This is a genomic window from Streptomyces chrestomyceticus JCM 4735 (genome assembly GCF_003865135.1).
GTDB classification, from domain to species: Bacteria; Actinomycetota; Actinomycetes; order Streptomycetales; family Streptomycetaceae; genus Streptomyces; species Streptomyces chrestomyceticus.
The window spans coordinates 7,053,315-7,071,835 of the sequence record NZ_BHZC01000001.1 but is presented as its reverse complement, the minus strand read 5'-3'; the positions used below and the strand labels follow the sequence as shown (position 1 = coordinate 7,071,835).

At 73.2% G+C, this 18,521-nt stretch carries 8 protein-coding genes; 1 reads left to right on the top strand and 7 read right to left on the bottom strand.

Going from position 1 to position 18,521, the window contains the following annotated elements; translation table 11 throughout:
* Positions 1–240: 240 nt before the first annotated feature.
* The 4 genes from EJG53_RS30945 to EJG53_RS30930 all read right to left on the bottom strand — a co-directional run bounded on the left by EJG53_RS30945 (position 241) and on the right by EJG53_RS30930 (position 4,016).
* Positions 241–1,440 carry a sensor histidine kinase gene (locus EJG53_RS30945; RefSeq protein WP_125049708.1) on the bottom strand — a complete coding sequence of 400 codons (1,200 nt, stop codon included), beginning with the start codon at positions 1,438–1,440 and terminating at the stop codon, positions 241–243.
* A 5-nt stretch (positions 1,441–1,445) separates the two neighbouring features.
* On the bottom strand, positions 1,446–2,144 hold the full coding sequence (locus tag EJG53_RS30940; RefSeq protein WP_125047663.1) for a response regulator: 699 nt from the start codon (positions 2,142–2,144) through the stop codon (positions 1,446–1,448).
* 282 nt (positions 2,145–2,426) lie between these two features.
* The gene (locus EJG53_RS30935) at positions 2,427–2,843 is read right to left on the bottom strand and encodes a hypothetical protein (RefSeq protein WP_125047661.1); all 417 of its coding nucleotides are present in this window, start codon (positions 2,841–2,843) and stop codon (positions 2,427–2,429) included.
* 360 nt (positions 2,844–3,203) lie between these two features.
* Positions 3,204–4,016 carry a S1 family peptidase gene (locus EJG53_RS30930; RefSeq protein ID WP_125047659.1) on the bottom strand — a complete coding sequence of 271 codons (813 nt, stop codon included), beginning with the start codon at positions 4,014–4,016 and terminating at the stop codon, positions 3,204–3,206.
* Positions 4,017–4,281: 265 nt separating this feature from the next.
* Between EJG53_RS30930 and EJG53_RS30925 the strand changes: the two genes are divergently transcribed.
* Complete coding sequence (locus EJG53_RS30925) at positions 4,282–5,205, top strand: hypothetical protein (protein ID WP_125047657.1); 924 nt, start codon at positions 4,282–4,284, stop codon at positions 5,203–5,205.
* 128 nt (positions 5,206–5,333) lie between these two features.
* Here EJG53_RS30925 and EJG53_RS30920 read toward each other — a convergent pair whose 3' ends face one another.
* Genes EJG53_RS30920 through EJG53_RS30910 form a run of 3 tightly spaced genes read right to left on the bottom strand, consistent with a single transcriptional unit; the run spans position 5,334 to position 18,322 of the window.
* Complete coding sequence (locus EJG53_RS30920) at positions 5,334–6,311, bottom strand: hypothetical protein (protein WP_125047656.1); 978 nt, start codon at positions 6,309–6,311, stop codon at positions 5,334–5,336.
* A gap of 57 nt (positions 6,312–6,368) precedes the next feature.
* Positions 6,369–9,194, bottom strand: coding sequence for a right-handed parallel beta-helix repeat-containing protein (locus EJG53_RS30915; protein WP_125047654.1), 2,826 nt, complete (start codon positions 9,192–9,194; stop codon positions 6,369–6,371).
* The gene (locus EJG53_RS30910) at positions 9,191–18,322 is read right to left on the bottom strand and encodes a putative T7SS-secreted protein (RefSeq protein ID WP_125047652.1); all 9,132 of its coding nucleotides are present in this window, start codon (positions 18,320–18,322) and stop codon (positions 9,191–9,193) included. The genes EJG53_RS30915 and EJG53_RS30910 overlap by 4 nt, the downstream gene beginning before the upstream one ends.
* Between the last annotated feature and the right edge of the window lie 199 nt (positions 18,323–18,521).

Sequence of the window (18,521 nt, the reverse complement as noted above, 5' to 3'; positions counted from 1 at the left end):
TCCTGTCGGCTGCTCCGCTCCTGTCGGTCCGTTCACGAGCGCTCTCCGTCCTTCGCACCGGCTCTGTCCGTCGCGGGACAGGGTGCTGGGTGCGCGGCGGGTGCGCCCATGGACAAAGGGGCGGGAGGTGTTGGACTAACGGACCGGGGGCGAGGGGGTCCGGTACAGCCGGAGCGGGGCGTACGGGCCGCCGGGTCAGCCCGGGCGGCCCGGACAGCCGGGTCAGCCGGGTCACCCCAGTCAGCCGGAGGGCTCCTTCCCGTACCCTGCGTACCCGCCACTCTCCCCGTTTCCCTCCCCCTCCCCCGCTCCCAGCGGCAGCACGGCCCGAACCTCCCAGCCGCCCTCCGGTGCGGGGCCCGCGGTCAGCCGGCCGCCCAGCGCCTCGGCGCGTTCGGTGAGTCCGGCCAGGCCGAAGCCGCCGCCACGGGCCTGTTCGGAGAGGCGGGCGGGGTGTCCGCCGTCGTCGGTGACGCGCAGTTCCAGGCCGGACGGGACGGTGCGGACCTTGATGCGGACGACGGTGGCGTCCGCGGCGTGCTTGCGGATGTTGGTGAGGGCCTCGCGGACGATGCGGTGGACGGCGGCGGCGACTTCGGCGGGGACCGTCTCGTCGAGGCCCTCCTCGATGTGCAGGGCGACGGGCGGGCCGGTGCGCGCGTAAGCCTCGGTGAGGGTGTGCACGTCGGCCAGTCCGGCGAGCGGCCGGCTGCGTGCGGAGTTCTCCCGCAGGACGTGGACCAGGCGGCGCATCGCGCTCAGTGCCTCGCCGCCGGAGGTCTCGATCCGTTCGAAGGCGGCGTCCGCCCGTGGCCCGTCGAGTGCGGTGAAGCGGGCGGCGCGGGCCTGGACGACGATGCCGGTGACGTGATGGGCGACCACGTCGTGCAGTTCGCGGGCGAGTTCCAGGCGTTCGGCGGTCCGTACGGCGGCCAGGTCGCGCATTCGCTGGGCGTCCTGCCAGCGCAGGATCAACGAATAGGCGCTGACGACGACGGTCAGGACGCCGTAGACGACGGTCCACAGGCCCAGCCGGATGTCGCGCATCGGGGCGAGCACGCAGGCCAGGCCCAGCAGGGGGCCGAGGACCGCGGCGGTGCGGCCGGGGGCGCGGTGCACCACGCCGGTGAGCAGGACCAGCAGGGCGATGCCTTCGCCGAGTCCCCACACCGCGAGGGCGTGCTGTCCGGCGATCAGGACCACCGAGGCTGCGAGGGAGACGCTCGCGGCGGTCCAGGCGCGGATGCGCAGCGGCACGCGGGCGTTGGGTACGGCACACAGGCAGACGACGACAGCGGCGGCGACGACGGTGGCGTGCGGGCGGGTGGGCTGCCGGGCCAGCGCGACGCTCTCGAAGCCGATGAGGAAGAGCAGGACCGCGGCGAGGGCGGCTTTGCCGACGGTGGCCTTGCGCGGGTGGGCGCGCGCCCACCCGGTCAGCGGGCTCATGGTGCGGCCGGCCCGCTGCCGGTGCTGCCCCTGGCGAGCCCGCTCTCCCAGGCCCAGGCGGCGATCTCGACGCGGTTGCGGGCATCCAGCTTGACCTGGACGTTGGCGAGGTGAGACTTGACGGTCGACAGCGAGACGTAGAGTTCGGCGGCGATCTCGGCATTGGTCCGGCCGCGGGCGAGGGCGCGTACGACATCCTGTTCGCGGTCGGTCAGCGGCTCGGCGAGGGTACGGGTGGTGCCGCCGGCCGTTGCGGGGGCCAGTTCGCGCAGCAGCCGTACGGTGATCGCGGGTGAGATCAGCGCGTCACCGGCCGCGGCGGCGCGTACCGCCTCCACGAGCATGGCGGGGCTGGCGTCCTTGAGCAGGAAGCCGGAGGCGCCGCCGTGCAGCGCGGCGTGCACATAGGCGTCGAGGTCGAAGGTGGTGACGATGACGATGCGCGGCTTGTGCCCGTACTCGGGGTGGGCGGCGGCGCGCTCGGCGAGGCGGCGGGTGACCTCCAGGCCGTCGGTCCCGGGCATCCGGATGTCGAGCAGCAGGACGTCGGGACGCAGGCGCTCCACGGCGGACAGGGCCGCCGTGCCGTCCACGACGTCGGCGAGGACTTCGATGTCCGGCTGGCTCTCCAGGATCATCCGGAAGCCCGTCCGGACCATCTCCTGGTCGTCCGCGATGACCACGCTGATCGCCATGTGCCCCAGTGTTCCCGTGTCCCTGAGTTCCTGTGTGCCTGCGTCCCTGCGTCCCTGTGTTTCCTGTGTGCCTGTGTTCCTCGCCCTGTTCGTGCGCCGGACGCCGCCCCCGCGTCCCGCGCCCCGTACCCGGCAGCGGTCCGGGCCGCTGTCGTTGCGTTCCATCTGACCTGCGGTGATCGCGCCCCGCAACCGCTGGGGCGGTCCGGTCGGTCACCGGGGGGCGGCGCGTGCGGCGGAGTGGCCGTCGTGGTGCGGGGGCCGGCAGCAGGCGGGCGGGTGCTAGGGCCGGCAGCAGGTCGGCGGGTGCGGGTCCGGGTGGGCGGCGTACTCGCAGCCGCGGGACCTGGGAATCCGAGCGGCACAGTGCGGGCCCGGGCAGTCGCGGGGCCTGGGCGCTCGTACGGCACAGTCGCCGCCGGTGGGGGTGGCACTGCCGGAATGGGCGACCCGGTCGGTCCCGGGGTCCTGGCCGGTTCCGTCGGTCTGCTCGGCCCGGTCGGTTCCGGCGAAGGTGAAGGCCGTCGTGGGGACGGTCTGAAGACCGTGGCCGCCGTGGCCGAGCAGCAGCCAGATGACGGCCGCGGCGGAGGCGGCCAGCAGCAGGGCCGCGATCGCGGTCGTCCGGCGGTCGCCGGGACGCGCGAGGCCGTGGCCCGGAGGCTGTGGCGTGTGGCGTGGGCGGGGCTCGGTGGTCACCCGGCCCACGCTAGGAAGGAGGCGCGCGGGCGGGTATCGGCCTTCCGGCCAAGCGTCGGCGCCCCCACCCCGGCCGAAAGAACGAGCGGGGTACCTCTCCGGTAGGACCCGTCACGTCCGGCAGGACCCGCCAAGTCAAGGCCCGGCCCCTGCGGCCCCCCGCCAGGCCCCGGTACAACCCAACCAGGCCCCGGTAGGCCCCACCACCCCGGGGCCGAAAAGCGAGGCCGCGTCCCGATGCCCTCCAGCACCGGGACGCGGCCTCCGCGCTACATGACGACCGTCAGCCCGCCGAACCTCAGCCCATCAAGCCTCGGCCCGCCGGACGTCAGCCCGCCAGACGGCCGAACAGCCGCCCCCTCAACCCCCCAGCCCCTCAGCAGCCTTCTTGATGTCCGCGGCGAAGGTGCTCACCTCGGTGTACACGCCGGGCTTGCCGGGGCGGGCGCAGCCCTCGCCCCAGCTCACGATGCCGACCTGGAGCCACTGGCCGGCCTCGTCCTTGCGGAACATCGGGCCGCCGGAGTCGCCCTGGCAGGTGTCGGTGCCGCCGGTGTCCAGCTTGCCGGCGCAGATCTCCTCGCCGGGGGTGAGCTGGTCGCCGTACGCCTTCTTGCAGGTGGCGTCGTCGACGAAGGGAACCTTGGCCTTGAGGAGGTAGCGCTGCTGGTCGCCGCCTTCCTTGTCGGCGCCCCAGCCGGCTATGTCGAACTCGCCGTTGGTGAGCTTGTCGTCGGTGGCGATCTTCAGGGTCGGCAGGTCGATGGGCTTGGCGAGCTTGATGAGCGCCCAGTCCTTGCCCTTGCCGTTGTAGCCGGGGGCCTGGAGGACCTCGGTGGACTTCACGCTGACGGCCTTGGAGTCCTCCAGGTCGACGACGCCCGCGGTGGCCGTGATGGAGGTGTTGGGGCCGCTGCCGTCCACGCAGTGGGCGGCGGTGAGCACGATGTCCTTGGCGTAGAGGGCGCCGCCGCAGCCCATCGACAGCCGGACCATGAACGGGAATTCGCCCTGGCTCGCCTTGGTGCCGCCGACGATCTTGGTGTGGACGCCGTCGGCCTGCGGTGTGGGGGTGGGCGCGGCGTTGGCGGCGGCGGGCTGGAGGCTGACGGCCGCAAGGGCGACGGCCGCGGCGGCGGTGGCTCTCCTCAGGTTCTTCTGCTGGCTTCGCAACGGGCTTCCTTTCGTGGGGGGTTGCACGTCGATGTCAGGCCCATGCCAACGCGAGAACCGGAAAGGACCGCCGTAAAACGTGCGCGAAAGTCGGCAGCACGCCGCAAGGCGTCCGGACCCAGTGGGGGATGAGCCCGCAAAGCGCCCTTGGATTATGTGGAGTCGGCGATCACAGTGGCAAGGGTGTACATCTGGCCAACTGCTGTTCTACCCAGGTCTTCTGCAGCCCATACCGGACGTTCCCGGCGAGACGTACAGTGGTCGGGTGGCGGCGACGGGAAGTCCGGGCAGCTCCGGCGGTGACATCGAGCACGGCTATCCGCACCTGGACACGGTGCGCGCGGCCGTCACCGCGCTCTACAAACGCCTGTCGTACGACACGGTACGCACCTTCGACACGAGCGTGCCGCCCGCCGACGTCGCCTTCGACGACGGGGAAGAGCTGTACGCGGGCGCGCAGCGGGTGGCCCGCGCCATGGTGCAGCACCTGCGGCTGCCCGACGCGCGGGTGATCGTCGCCTTCCGCGACATGACCCTCGCGGCCAACGTCGAACTGACGGCGGGCCCCGAGTACTTCGTCGAGCTGAACAGCCGCTTCAAGACGCACCGCCGGGACATCGGCGCCGCCCTCGCCCACGAGGTGATGCACGTCTACCTGCACCGCCTCGACCTGTCCTTCCCCGGCACCCCCGCCAACGAGATCCTCACCGACACCGCCACCGCCTACCTGGGCGCGGGCTGGCTGCTGCTGGACGCATACCGCGAACACGGGCCGTTCGCTCAGAAGCTGGGCTATCTGACCCCGGAGGAGTTCGGTTACGTCCTCGCCAAGCGCGCGCTGCTCTTCGGCGAGGACCCGGCACCGTGGTTCACCAGCCCGCAGGCGTACGACGCTTACAAGGCGGGCATGGCGCTGGCCCGCCGCGACGCGCAGCAGCAGCCGCTGGCCGCGGCCGGCTGGACCGGCCGCCGCCGCTACGCCGGAGCCCGGCGCGCGGCCCAGGACCCGCGGCGCGCCGGCCGGCCCGACAGCCGCGCACCGGCCGGCGGCTACGCCTTCGAGGGCAGTGCCCCGCTGCGCGTGTCCTTCCCCTGCCCGACGTGCCACCAGCGCATCCGCGTCCCGGTGCGCGGCCGGCTGCGGGCCCGCTGCGGACTGTGCGGTACGGAGCTGGAGTGCGACACGTAGCGCCACCCGACAAAACGGAGAACGTGGCGCCAACCGGCAAAACGTAGAACGTAGCGCCGCGTGGCACCACACGGCCGCACCCCACCAGCAGCCCCGACAGCACCTACCCGAAGCTGGCTCGCCAGACCTCAGCCGTGGCACACCACCTTCGCGGCCCCGGCCCCGTGATGGGCCCGGTCCCGGCCCGGCGAGTGGTTGTCGCCGCGGTCCATCAGCTTCACGCCGATCTTGTTCTGGCGGACCGGGAAGGTGCCGACCGTCTGCCAGCTCCCCCGGTGCGCGACCTGGTCGATGGCGAAGTCCCCCACCTTGGTGCCGGCGTTGAAGGGGTCGGTGAGCACCTGGTAGTGGGTCGGGCTGCCCTGGACGTCGCGTTCGCTCGGGCCCCAGGGGACGTAGATCTGCACCTGGCAGCTACGGGACTGCGGGCCCGGCTCCCACCACCACATGATGTTGTTGTCGGTGTCCTTGTTCGGGTCGCCGGACATCGGTACGGACGTGAACTGGCCGCTGCAGCCGCCGTCGCGGGTGCTGCCGCCGCTGAGCCCGTACCAGCCCACGCCGACCTCGCCGTGCACGCCGGCCTGGTGGTAGCCGCCGCGCTCGGGCGTCGGGCAGCCGGGGCCCGCGATGCCCTCGTAGGTGACCTTGGCGTTGGCGCCCTTGGCCTTCGGCGGGTCGGGCTTCTTGTCCTCGGGCTTCGGGGTCTTCTTGGGGGTGGGGGTGCCGGCCGGGGTCTTCTCCGCGTCCGGCTTGGGCGCCTCGGGCTTCTTCTCGTCCGGTGTCGCGCCGGGCGCCTTGCCGGGCTTGGCCGACGGCAGCGGGTTGCCGGTCTTGGTCTGCTGCGGCTGCTTGGCGGCGACGGCCTGTTCCTGGCCGTCGCCGAAGCGCACCTGGGAGACACCGAGGGTGGCGAGCGCCACCGCGCCCACGCCGACCCCGGCCAGGACGGGCAGGCCGAGCGCCGTCTTCCACACCCGGCGCCCGGGTGCCAGGCCGCGCTTCGGGGTGCGCGGGTTCTTGGAGAAGGCTTCCGCGAAACCGGACCGGGACGGGTCGGATGCGCCGGAGCGGTCCGGTCCGGCGCTCTTGTTCGGTCGTGACAACGGGGGTTCCTCCTGGGGGTGGTCGGGGGTGTCGGACCGGGATCGGCGGGGCGCCGGTCAGGCCTGCTGGACGGGCCCGCCGGGGCCGGACGGGTACGGCTGCGGCCGGGCCTGCGCTCCGGCGGTGCCGTCGGGCAGCTCCGCCGGCGGCAGCTCCTGCTTCGGCAGCTCCAGTTCCGGTACGTCCAGTTCGGAGAGCGTCCGCAGGTCCGCCTCGGACGGGGCGTCGTTCTCCGCGACGCGGTACGCCTGCCGTTCGGTCATCGCCTGGAACGTCTGCCGGGCGGAGCGTCCGTTGCCGAACCTGCCGTCGCGCGGGACGTGGTCGAAGTAGCCGACGAGGGTGTCGCGGGCCGCGTCGGTGAGTTCGTACTGGTGGGCGGAGGCGTGCTGTTCGACGATCCGCACCAGGTCCTGGGTGCCGTAGTCCTCGAACAGCAGGGTGCGGTTGAAGCGGGAGGCGAGGCCGGGGTTGGAGTCGATGAAGTGCTCCATCTCGACGGGGTATCCGGCGACGATGACCACGACCGCGTCGCGGTGGTCCTCCATCAGCTTCACGAGGGTGGCGATGGCCTCCTGCGCGAAGTCGTTCCCGCCGGTGGCGTGGGCGGGCGCCAGGGAGTACGCCTCGTCGATGAACAGCACGCCGCCCATCGCCTCCATGAAGACCCGCTGGGTCTTCGGGCCGGTGTGGCCGACGTACTCGCCGACCAGCGCGGAGCGGTCCGCCTCGACGAGGTGGCCCTTCTCCAGCAGGCCGACGGCGGCCAGGATGCGCCCGTAGAGCCGGGCCACGGTGGTCTTGCCGGTGCCGGGGTTGCCCGCGAAGACCAGGTGGCGGCTGAGCGGCGGCGCGGCCAGTCCGGCCGCCTCGCGGCGCTGGACCATGCGCATCAGCTTGACGAGCGAGGCGACGTCCTGCTTGACGCGGTCCAGGCCGATCAGTTCGTGCAGTTCGCCGAGGAGGTCGTCGAGGTTCTCCTCGGCGGGCGGGACCGTGGTCGTGGTGCCGTCGCCGGCCGGGGCGCCGGCGGACTGCGCGCCGCTCGCGGCGGTGGCCGGGACGGGCGCGAAGGGCGCGGGCCACTGTGCGTCCTCGACCTTCCAGGACACGCAGTCGCGCACCGTCGGCGCGGCGCCGTCCTCGGTGCTCAGGTCGGCCTCGGCGTCCTGGACGCGGACCCGGGTCAGGGCGGGGGCGGCCGCCTCGCCCAGGTGGACGGCGGGGAAGCCGGGCCCGGTGATGTCGCAGTCCTCGAAGGTGCCGGCGCCCTTGGCGTCGACGATCAGGCCGTTCTTGCCGGGGCGGACGATCCGTACGGCACGGACGTCGGGTGCGGCGCCGGCCGCCACCACCATGCCGGACCCGGCCGCTTCGGTGATGTCCACGTCCGCGGCCCGTACGGTGGCGCCGCCCTGGAAGACCAGTCCGGCGGTGCCGGCGCGCAGGACACGGCCGCCGGTCAGTTCGGCGTCGCCGCCGCCGAAGGTGAGCCCGGCGCGTTCGGCGTCGGTGACCGTGCAGCCGGTCAGGCGCACGGTGCCGCCGGAGGCGGCGACGACGCCGTTGCGGCAGCGTACGACGGACAGTTCGGCGGCTTCGGCGGCCGCCGCGCCGGACAGGTCCAGGCCGGACATGCCGCAGTCGGTGAGGTGGACCTCGGTGAGGGTGAGGCGGCTGTCGGCGACGGCGTGCAGCCCGTGTTCGGGGGTGGTCCCGGCGCGCAGCCGGGTCAGCGTCAGTCCGGCGCCGCCACCGGCGTGCAGGGCGCTGAACCGGCAGTCCGTCACTTCGCTGTCGGTCAGGGAGACGGTGGCGGAGCCGGTGGCCAGCACGCCGTTGGCGGACGAGCCGCGTACGGTCGTGCCGCGCGCCTCCAGCCGGGCGGTGCCGTGGGCCGTCAGGGCGGCGGCGGCGGTCCGTACGATCCGGGTGTCGGCCAGCCGTACGCGGGCCCGCTCCCCCGCGGTGGCTCCGGCGCCGCCGCCGTCGCGCAGTACGCAGCCGTCGAGCACGGCGTCGCCGGACCCGGCGACGTGCAGGGCGTCCGCGCCCGCGCCGGTCAGCTCGCAGCCGTACAGCAGCAGTCCGCCGTCGGCCCGCGCCGGTATCCGCCCGTCGGCGGCTTCGTACGGGTCGCCGTCGCGCGGCACCGGCGAGGAGTCCAGCACCCGTACGGCCTCGCCGCCGCAGTCGCGGATGCGGCAGTCGACGAGCAGGGCCGCCGACCGGTCCTCGAACAGCAGCCCGCTGCGGCCCGCGCCGTCGATGAGGCAGTCCCGCAGCACGATGTGCGCGTCCTCGCGGACCCGCACTCCGGAGCCGGTGGCGCCCTTGATCCGGGTGCCGGTCAGCTCCAGCCGGGAGTCGCCGCCCACGACGACGCCGGTGCCCTGGGCGCCTTCCAGGACGCAGTCGGTGAGGCGGACCGCGCCGACGGTACGGATCAGTGCCCCGGCCAGGGCCGCGCCGGTCAGGCGGGCGCCGGTCATGGTGAGCGCGGCCTCGCGCAGCACCTCCAGGCGTCCGCGGTCGGTGCCGCCGCCGTGCCAGTGGGTGACGCCGCCGGACAGCAGGACGGCGGGCCGGTCGGCGGCGCCGCCGCGTACGGTCAGCCCGTCGAGCGTCAGCCGGGCGCCGGGCAGCACTTCGAGCGCCGGGGTGGTGCCGCCGGGGGCGGCGAGGGTGACCGTGCCGCCGTCCGCGCGGAGGACGATGTCGCGGTCGATCCGCAGGGCTTCCTCGTAGGTGCCGGGCGCGATGCGGATCTCGTCGCCGGGCGCGGCCGCGTGCAGCGCGGCGCCCAGGGTGGCGTGCGCCGCCGGGTGCCCGGCGGCGACTGTGTGGACCGTCCCGGAATTCGGGTGTTCTGCGGTGGTCATGCGTCGCCCATGGTCGTGTCCTCGTCGTCCGGCCGGGGTGGCCTGTCGGCGCGTCCCTTGCCCTTGCGGGGACGCTTGACCGGCTGGCCGGCCGGCTCCTCCATGTCGTCAGACTCCCGTACGGTCCAGTGCCACCCGCCGCCGGGGTCCGGTTCCCAGCGGAAGTCGAGGCCGGGGCGGGGGCGGGTCCGTGCGCCCGTCGTGCCCGGTGCGGCCTCGTGCACCACCGTGCCGTCGCCGTCGATGATGCGGATGCGGGCGCCCAGTCCCTGGGCGTAGAGCCGTACGGAGAGTTCGGCCGGCGAGCCGGCGGCGAACGAGCCGTGCGGGTCGATCCGTCCGGTCGCCAGGGTGGCGAACAGCTCGCGGGAACCCGTGCCGGCCCGGTCCGCCTCGGCCAGCACCAGCTTGACGACGGGGTCCTTGCTGCCCTTTGGCTTGCTCCTGAGGTACTGCTCCACGGTGTCGAGCAGGCCGCCGGGGGTGTGGCCCGACCCGGCGCCGCTGCCGGCGGCGTTCTCCAGGGCGTGGAACAGGGACCGGGGCGGCGAGTGCACCGGCGGGTACCCGGCGACGACGAGGTGCAGGTTGCGCATGAACCCGGCCGGCTCGGGGTGCGTCGCCGCCGCCAGGCTCGCGAACGCCTTGTCGTTCAGCGGCACGCCCGCCCGCAGCGCGAGGCCCGAGTCGTCGGGGACGGGCGCGGAGACGTTGAAGCCGAGGGTGTTGCGGTCGGTCCCCAGGCCGTCGAGCCCGTTCACGACGTCCCGCGGGGAGTGGGTGGAGCCGTGTCCCGGGTCGACGGGTGCCAGCGGGTCGCGGGAGAGCCCGGTGGCGGAGTTCTTCGTCAGATGGTCGTCCCGGCGGTCGGCCCAGTGCAGGCCGCCCTTGACCCTCCTGGACGTCTGCGGGTCGACGTCCTCGAACGAGTCGCGGCCGAACATCCGGCCCATCGCCTGCCGGACGTCGTTGTGGTCCTGCGGCAGCGCGGGCCGGTTCCCGAACAGGCCCTCCATCATCCGGGACAGGTCGGTGGGGGTGGCCGCGCCCTCGAAGTCGGTCACGAAGGGCACGCCGCGGTCCGGCAGGGTGTTGGTGTGCGCGGCGATCAGCCGCTCCGCCTGCCGGGTCGCGATGGCGTTCAGCTCTCCGGGGGTGAGCAGCCGGCTGACCGCGTCGATCTCCGGTGTGCTGAGCGGTCCGTCGCTGCCGCCGCCCGGGCCGCGGGCGGCCAGCCGCTGCCGTACGGCGTCGATCTGCCCGGCCGTCGGGGTCTCGACGTCGGCGCCGTACGCCCGGTCGTAGGGGCGCTGGGCGACGGCCTCGATCTCCCGGTCGGTGAGCCGGTGGACGAGGGAGTCGCCGGGGAAGGCCGAGCGGTCCAGTACCGGCAGGGTGCGGTTGAGCTCCCAGGCGTTGAAGGAGTTCAGGGTCTCGGCCAGGCCGTTGAACTCACTGGTGCCGGGGCTGAACCTGATGGGCTGCCAGCCGGGGCCGACCCGGTCCAGCAGGGTCGCGGCGGCGTCGGTGAAGAGGTTGGGTTCGGGCGAGTAGGGCAGCAGCGGGTGGATGCCGACCAGGCGGGTACGGGCCCGCATGTCCGCGCGGACGGCGGTGTCGAAGGCGGGCAGGTCGGCCGCGGAGACCGTGTGCGGCGGTCCGACGGCCTTGCCCTTCGCCACGTCCTTGGCGTGCTCCGCGGCCAGACGTCTGTTGGTGTCCTCGATGAGCTGGGCGGTGTCGGCGCCCGGCACGTTTCCCTCGGGCAGGCGGTAGCCGCCGGACATGGTCAGCGGGCGCAGCGGCTGGATGCCGTCGCCGCCCATCGCGAACTCCTTGACGAAGTGCTGGAAGACGTGGTCGCCGCTGGGCACCACCCGCTGGTAGGTGTCGAAGTCCATGAAGGAGAAGTACGGGTGGGCCGGCTGGTGCGGGTCGTACATCATCGAGCGGACCAGGTACCGGCTCGGCGGGCTGGTCATGGTGACGTTGCGGATGGTGCCGAAGGGGAAGTCCTTGCCGGTCCAGCCGATGCCGACCGCGGCCACCGGGTAGGGCACGTCCAGCCCGTCGAGCGCGCCGCGGACCGCGGCGTTGACGTCCGCCATCTTGTCCGCGCGGCCGTTGACGCCGATGACCACCGCGAATTTGCCCTGGTACTCGCCGCGCGGGTCGGTGGTGATCGCCGTGAGGAAGTCCCGCAGCCGCTGACGACCCGCTTCCCCGGCGATGTCGCTCGCCCGGACGACGGTGTTGACGACGTACGCCATCGGGTTCTGCCGGTCGAGGCTGGCGTGGATCCAGTTCGTGTACTGGTCCGGCGTCAGCGGGCGCTGGCCGAATCCGGGCAGCCGCTGGAAGGCGCCGTTGACGGTGACGTCGCCGCGGGTGACCTGGTTGCCGAGGTTCGGCACGTCCTGCTGCCATTGCAGGTCGCGCGGCAGCGGTCCGGCGGTGGGCGGACCGCCGTGGCCCAGGTCGCCGTAGTCGCCGTGCGGCGTCGGGGGCACGTCGTCGCCCGCGCCGACGGGTGCGGGCGCCTCCGCCATGTCCAGGTCGTCGCCGTGGTGCGCGGACGGGCCGCCGGCCACGTCCAGGTCGTCGAACGCCTGGGTGAGGTTGGTGTGCCGGGACGGCGCGCCGCCGAGCGGGCCGACGTACTCGCCACGCTGCGCGCGGTCGACGGCGATCGCGTGGTTGGCGTCGTCGATCTGCCGCTGGATGGCGTTCGGGTCCATGCCCAGCTCGTCGAGGCGAGCCTGCGCCTTGCCGAACTCGGCCTGCTTGACGCCCAGGTCGTCCAGCGCGTCGACGGCCGCGGCGGACGGCTTGGACGGGCCGGGCTGCCCGGCCCTGGGCACCAGTCCGTCCACCTTCTGCCGGGCACGCGCCAGGTCGGCCGACGCCTGCTCGTACTGCTGCCAGGCGCCGAGCCGCAGATCGGCTTCCGGGCCGCCCGTGCCGCCGGTGATGATGTCGTGCCGGACCGCGGACCGCTCACCGATGCCGGAGCCGGGCTCGAAGCCGAGCCGCGCGGGCGGCGGGGGCGGGGCCGTGTTGCTCACGTCCCAGTGCCCGGAGTGCGGGCCGCCGTGGTCCGGGACCCAGGTCAGGTAGAGCGGCGGGCCCGGCTTGCGGGCCTCGATGTCGACCCGGTGGGCCGAGCCGTTCAGGCCGCGGATCTCCAGCGGGCGGTTGAACGCCTTGGCGTAGCGGTCCAGCACGATCCGCTCGATCGGGCCGAGGTCCGACACGTCCGGGCCCAGGCGCCCGGTGACCAGGCCGTTGGTCAGGGCTCGGCCGTCGAGACCCCGCGTGTAGGTGTCGTTGATCAGGTCCTCGAAGCCGTTCTTGCCCATCTGCCGCTGCACCTGCGTCAGCAGCGTCGGGGCGTCCGGGATGGCGCCGGGCGTGATCCGGCCGCCCTTTCCGCCGGCGGTGGCCGGGGGCGGCTCCGGGAGGGCGCGCAACAGGGAGTTGTCCGGCAGGCCGCCCTGGGGCAGCACCTCGGCGATCACGTAGTTCTGCAGCCGCTTGTACGCCGCCTCCTCGGTGGCGGTGACCACCGCATGGCTGAGGAACCGTTTGTCCGCCGGCACGATGCCCACCACGAGCCCGTCCGGCCGGCCCGGTACGCGGATGGAGATGTTCAGGCCGAGGGTGTTGGCGTCGCCGCCCAGTCCGGCGCCCAGCCGGTCGAGGGTGGCCCGGGGGTGTTCGTTGAACTCGGGGCGCCGTCCGTCGATGCCGATGGGCTTCAGCGGGTCGTCCCGGAAGCCCTGCTCCGGGGACTTCCCCTTCAGCAGGTCGTCGCGCAGCTTGGCGATCTTCGTGTCGTCCTTGGCCCGCGACAGGCTCGGGTCCAGGTCGAAGGTGTCCCGGGCGAAGACGTGCTCCACCACGTTCTTCGGGGTCAGGTGCTCCTGCGGCATGTTGCCGACGCCGCCGGCCTTGCCGTGCTTGTAGTAGCCGGACATCAGGCGGGACAGGTCGGTGGGGACCGCGCCGTGCACGAAGTCGGCGACGAACGCGGTGCCGCGGTCGGGCAGCGCGGAGTTGGCGGCGGCGATCTCCCGCGCGACCGTATTGCCCGGCACGTCCGGCAGGGTCTGGTCCAGTTCCCAGGCGTGGAAGTGGTTCAGGCGCTCCCGCAGGCCCTTGTACTCGCCGGAGCCGCCGCCGAACCGGACCGGCCGCCAGTCGCCCGCGCCCAGCTTCACGTCGTCCACCATGGTGGCGGCGGCGTCCACGAAGAGGTTCGGCTCGGGCCCGTACGGCAGCAGCCCGTGCCAGTCGGACATCAGGGCGCGGATGCGCATGTCGGAGTCGACGACGGACGCGAACTTGTCCACGTCCTGCTGGGTGAAGACCATCCCGTCGGGGGTGTCGCCGCGGGTCTTGGTCGCCTTGACCAGCTCCTCGACCGAGCGGTCCACCGCGACACCGTCGACGATCACCGTCTCGCCGGTCTTCCCCGGCACTCGGTAGCCGCCGGTCATGACCAGCGGGCGCAGCGGCGGGGCGTCGGGGACGCCCGGCACCGTCACGGAGCCGTCGGCCCCCTTCGCCGCGGCCCCCGTGTCGTCCGGGAGCTTCTTGATCCAGTCGTCCACGGCGCCGCCCGGGCCGAGGTTCAGCTCCCGGTCGAAGTGGTCGAAGACGTGCCGGCCGCTGGGGACGGTGTGCTCGTACACGTCGAAGTCCATGAAGGCCCAGTACGGGTGGCTGGGGCCGGCCGCGCCGCCGCCGTGCATCATCGAGTGCGCCATCGACCGGGCCGCCGGGCTGGTCATGGTGAGGTTGCGCATGGTGCCGTACGGGAACGAGTCGCCGTAGAAGGTGGTGGCCACCATCGCCAGCGGGTGGTCGAAGTGCGTCGAGGCGAGGGCGTCGTCCATCGCGCGGTGGATGGCGGCGAGGTCCTCCAGCTTGCCGTTGACGCCGATCACCACGCCGAGACGGCCGTCGTAGCCCGCCAGGCCGCGGGTGATCGAGTCGAGGAAGTCCTGGAGCTTGCCGCCCCCGATCTCGCCGTACGAGACGATGGTGTTGACCACGTAGGACAGCGGCCGGCCCTCGCCCGTGCTCCCCCGCATCCAGCTCAGGTAGTCGCCCGCCGTGAGCGGCTGGTGGCCCGCGTACGGCAGGTCGCGGAAGGACTGGTTGACCATGGTGCGGCCCGCCGCGTGGGTGCCGGGCTCGGGCCACAGGGCGCGCGGTGCCTGCGGGTCGGGGGACCAGTCGTGCGGTCCGACCGGCAGCGGGTCGCCGCCGTGCGGGGCGGGGGCGCCGCCGAGCGGGCCGACGTACTCGCCGTGCTGCGCGCGGTCGACGGCGATCGCGTGGTTGGCGTCGTCGATCTGCTGCCGGATGGCGTTCGGGTCCATGTCCAGTTCGCCGAGGCGGGCGTCGGCGTCGTGGAACTCGGAGCGCTTGACGTTCAGGTCGTCGAGCGCGTCGACGGCCGCCGCGGACGGCTTGGACGGGCCGGGGTGGCCCGCCCCGGGCACCAGCCGGTCCACCTTGCCCTGGGCCTGGGCCAGGTCGAACGAGGCCTGCTCGTACCGCTCCCAGGCGTTGAGCCGCAGCTCGGCCGCCGGGCCGCTCGCACCACCGGTGACGATCTCGTGCCGGGCCGCGGCCCGGTCGCCGATGCCGGAGCCGGGGGTGTGACCGAGCCGGTCCTGCGCCGGGGGGCGCGGGAGGTGCGTCTCCGGGACAGGGCCGAGGTCCGTGGAGTCCGTGAAGTCGGCCTTGCCCTTGCCCTTGTCGACGGACGGGACCGGCTCGGCGTCCGCGAGGTCCGCCGTGCCCTTCCCCTTGTCCACGGTCGGGACCGCCTGCGTCTCCGGCTGCGGATGCGGCCGGGGGCCGCCGCCGAATCCGTGTTCGCCGAAGATGCCGCCGGTGAGGGCGTTGATCTGGGTGCGGGTGCGCGCGGCGTCGATGCCCAGCTCGTCCAGCTTGGCCTCCGCCTTGGCCACCTCGGCGCGCTGGACGCCCAGGTCGTCCAGGGCCTTGGCCAGGGCGGGCGAGGGCTCGCCGGCGGTCACGCCGGGTGGCGGCGCCAGTTCGTCCACCTGGCGCTCCGCTTTGCCGAGCTGTGACAGCGCGTTCTCGTACCTGGCCCATGCGTTGAGCTTCGCGCCGGCCTCCGGGCCGACGGAGCCGCCGAGGATCAGGTCGTTCCGTGCGCGCAGGCGATGGTTCAGGGCGGCGGCGCCGGAGAAACCGCCGAAGCGGTTGCCGGGGGGCGCGCTGACGGCGCCAGGCTCCTTCAACCCGGGCGCGGGGGTGGGCGTCTCGGCCTTCGGCGCGGGTACGGGCGTCGGTGCGGGCGCGTTGTCGGTGGCCTTCACGGCGGCCGGGATGCCGGCCGCGGCCTCGTCCCCCGCCTTCGCCGGGCCGCCCGGGTGGGCGATCAGGTCGAGGACGCTGTTGTCGGCGGGGCCGGTGGCGCCGCGGGCGCCCGCGCCGTCCAGGTCCGGGAGGGCGGACACGCCGGAGGGGCTGTTGGAGGTGGCGCTGTGACCGGCGGACGGGACCGGCTTGCGGTCGCCGGTGTCCAACAGGCTCATCGCCATGTCGTGTTCGTTGACGACGGGTCGGGGCGTCGTCTTGGCCGTGGCACCCGTGCCTGCGCCGGGCGTCTTGTCGGCCTTGAAGTCCGGAGTCTTCAGCCGCACCGGGTCGTCGGCGCCGACCGACGCCGGTACGTCGCCGGGGGCCTTGGCCAGGTTACGGGGCGGGGGTACCGCGCCCGCGACGAGCGAGAGGTCGCCCGGTGCCCCCACACCCGTCGGCCGGATCGTTTCCGCGCCGCCGTGCACGCCGGGCACCTGCGTGCTGCCGGGCACGTGCTGCGTAGCCGCCAGGTTGTTCGTCAGGTTCTGCGGGGCCGTCGTCACGGGCGTGCCGGGCGCGGTGGCCGCCAGGTGGTCGGCGGTGATCGTGCGCGGGGCCGCGTCACCGATGCGGAAGCTGATGCCGTCCCCGTGGAAGGCGGTCACCGCGACGTCGCCGTTGGCCAGCGCGGTCAGCTCGGGGAAGGTCATGTCCTCCAGGGCCTCGCCGTGCCCGATCGCGCCGCGGGCCATGGAGTGGCCGTCGCCGATGCCGTGCACGAAGGTGTTCTCGAACGAGGTCTCGGGGACGTGGACAGCGGTGCTCTCCGGCACATGGCCGAGCACGCCGGACGAGCCGTGGGCGTCCTTGAGCAGGTCGATGGCGGTGTTGCCGGACAGCAGCAGGTTGCTGTCCATGCGGACGTGGCCGGCCGCGAAGTCCGTCTGCTGGATGAGCCGGGTGGCGCCGGAGCCGTGCACGTCCGGGACGCTCAGGCCGTTGTCGAGCGTGGTCGTGCCCGGCAGGTGGAGGTCGGGGGTGGCGATCAGGCCGGGCTGGTCGACGTGGGTGCCGGTGTGGGTGAGGGAGCCGCTGGGGACGGTGATGCCCTGCGGTGTGGTCACACCGGTGTGCGGCACGGTGATCCCGTTCGGCACCGTGACCCCGTGCGGCATGTTCCCGCCGACGTGTGTGACGTTCCCCAGGCCCTTGATCCCCAGGCCGCCCAGGTTGCCGGGGATGTTGAGGTTCAGTCCGCTGTGTCCGAACGATCCGATGCCGTTGGGCATCAGGTTGCCGACACCGTTGAAGTGGAACGTCCCCAGACCGCCGGGCCGGAACGCGTTCAGCCCGTTCAGGTGGAGCCCGCCGATGGTGTTCGGGACGAGGGCGCCCGGGAACTTGGTGAGCCCGCCCGGCGATACGGAGGGGATGTGCACCCCGGGGAAGGAGACGCCGCCGAAGCCGCCGGGGACGAAGTGCAGGGCCGACAGGTCCACGAAGCTGCCGGGCACGAAGTGCACACCGTTGCCGCCGACGGGCCGGAACGGCGCCAGCGCGCCGAAGTCCCCGGTGTGGATGCCCTTGGCCAGCGCCGCGTCCGTACGCCCCGCGTTGGCCAGCAGCCGGTGCAGGTCCGGCTGATTGATGCCGAGCACGCGCTCGCCGAAGGCGAGCCGGGCGGCGCCGCCGAAGCCCAGCACGCCCATCTCGGTGAAGTCCAGCGGCACGACGGTGGCGATGCCCGCCCGGCCGAGGCGCTCGAAGGTGACCTTCGCGTAGGCGCCGAGCTTGTTCCAGTTGCCGTCGAAGTTCTTGGTGACCGTCGCCCAGTCCTTGACGACAGTGCCCGCCAGCGACTCCCAGCCGCCCTTGGCGAAGTTGCCGAGGCCCTTCATGCCGTTGACGATGTTGAAGGCGGGCGCCGCGTGGATGCCGAGCACGATCGGCGCCACCACGACCTTCGGCATGTTGTGCAGCGAGGAGAAGTGGCCGATCTCCTTGATGATGTTCTTGCCGGCGCCCGCGATGCCCTCGACACCGCCCTTGAGGACGCTGCCCAGGCCCTTGAGGATGGAGCCGACCGGCAGCGCCTTGGTGGTGGGGAAGAGCACGCCGAGGAAGGCGAGGCCGAGCTCCAGGCCGCTCGCCTTGCCCTGGCTGAAGTCGACGATGGTCTTGATCAGCAGGACCGCGTTCATGCCCCAGGCGAGGATCGCCAGCACGCCGCCGGTGAAGATGGCGATGACCGACAGGATGATGGTCAGCCACTGGAAGGCTTCCCAGAACATGTCGCAGTCGCTGACCGGCTGGACCATCAGCGACCCGGCGGAGGCCAGCGACTTGTCCAGGGTGCTCGCCGCGGAGCTGAGGGCGGACTTCGCGTCGTCGGCCCGGTCCTTGTGGGTCTGGAGCTGCGGGTCGTCCTTGTCCAGCCCCTGGGCGGCGGTCAGGGCCGCGTCGGCGTCGGCCTGCGCGTCGGTGACGGCGGTGGCGTACTTGCGCAGCGCCGTCTCGGCCTGGTTGAAGGAGTCCGCGACATGGCCGACGAAGTTGTGCAGGTGGTCGTCGACCATGTCGCGGAGCTGGTCGGCGGTCTTGCCGATGAAGCGCTGGCCTTCACCGGCGGTCTGCTGGAGCGCCTTGAGGCCGTTGTTGATGGTGCCCGCATGCGTGGCGAGGTCGCGCATCGCGTCGGCGATGGTGGTGATGGCGGAGGCGTCACCCGGGGTCGGGTCGCCGTCGAGGCCGAGGGCCCCCCAGTCACCGGGACGCGTAGCCAAGCCTCTTCCCTTCGTGCAGCAGACCGTTCGACAGGTGTCACGACCGGCGCGTTCCGCGCGTCTGGATCATGGGACACCACACCTACGTTCACGTATGGGCGAAGCGATCGGTTCACTGTGTGAACGACATCACTTCGGACCGCTTCCACGGATCAGGGGTGAACCGTTCCGCTTCCGCATACGTGTGACCATGTGAGAC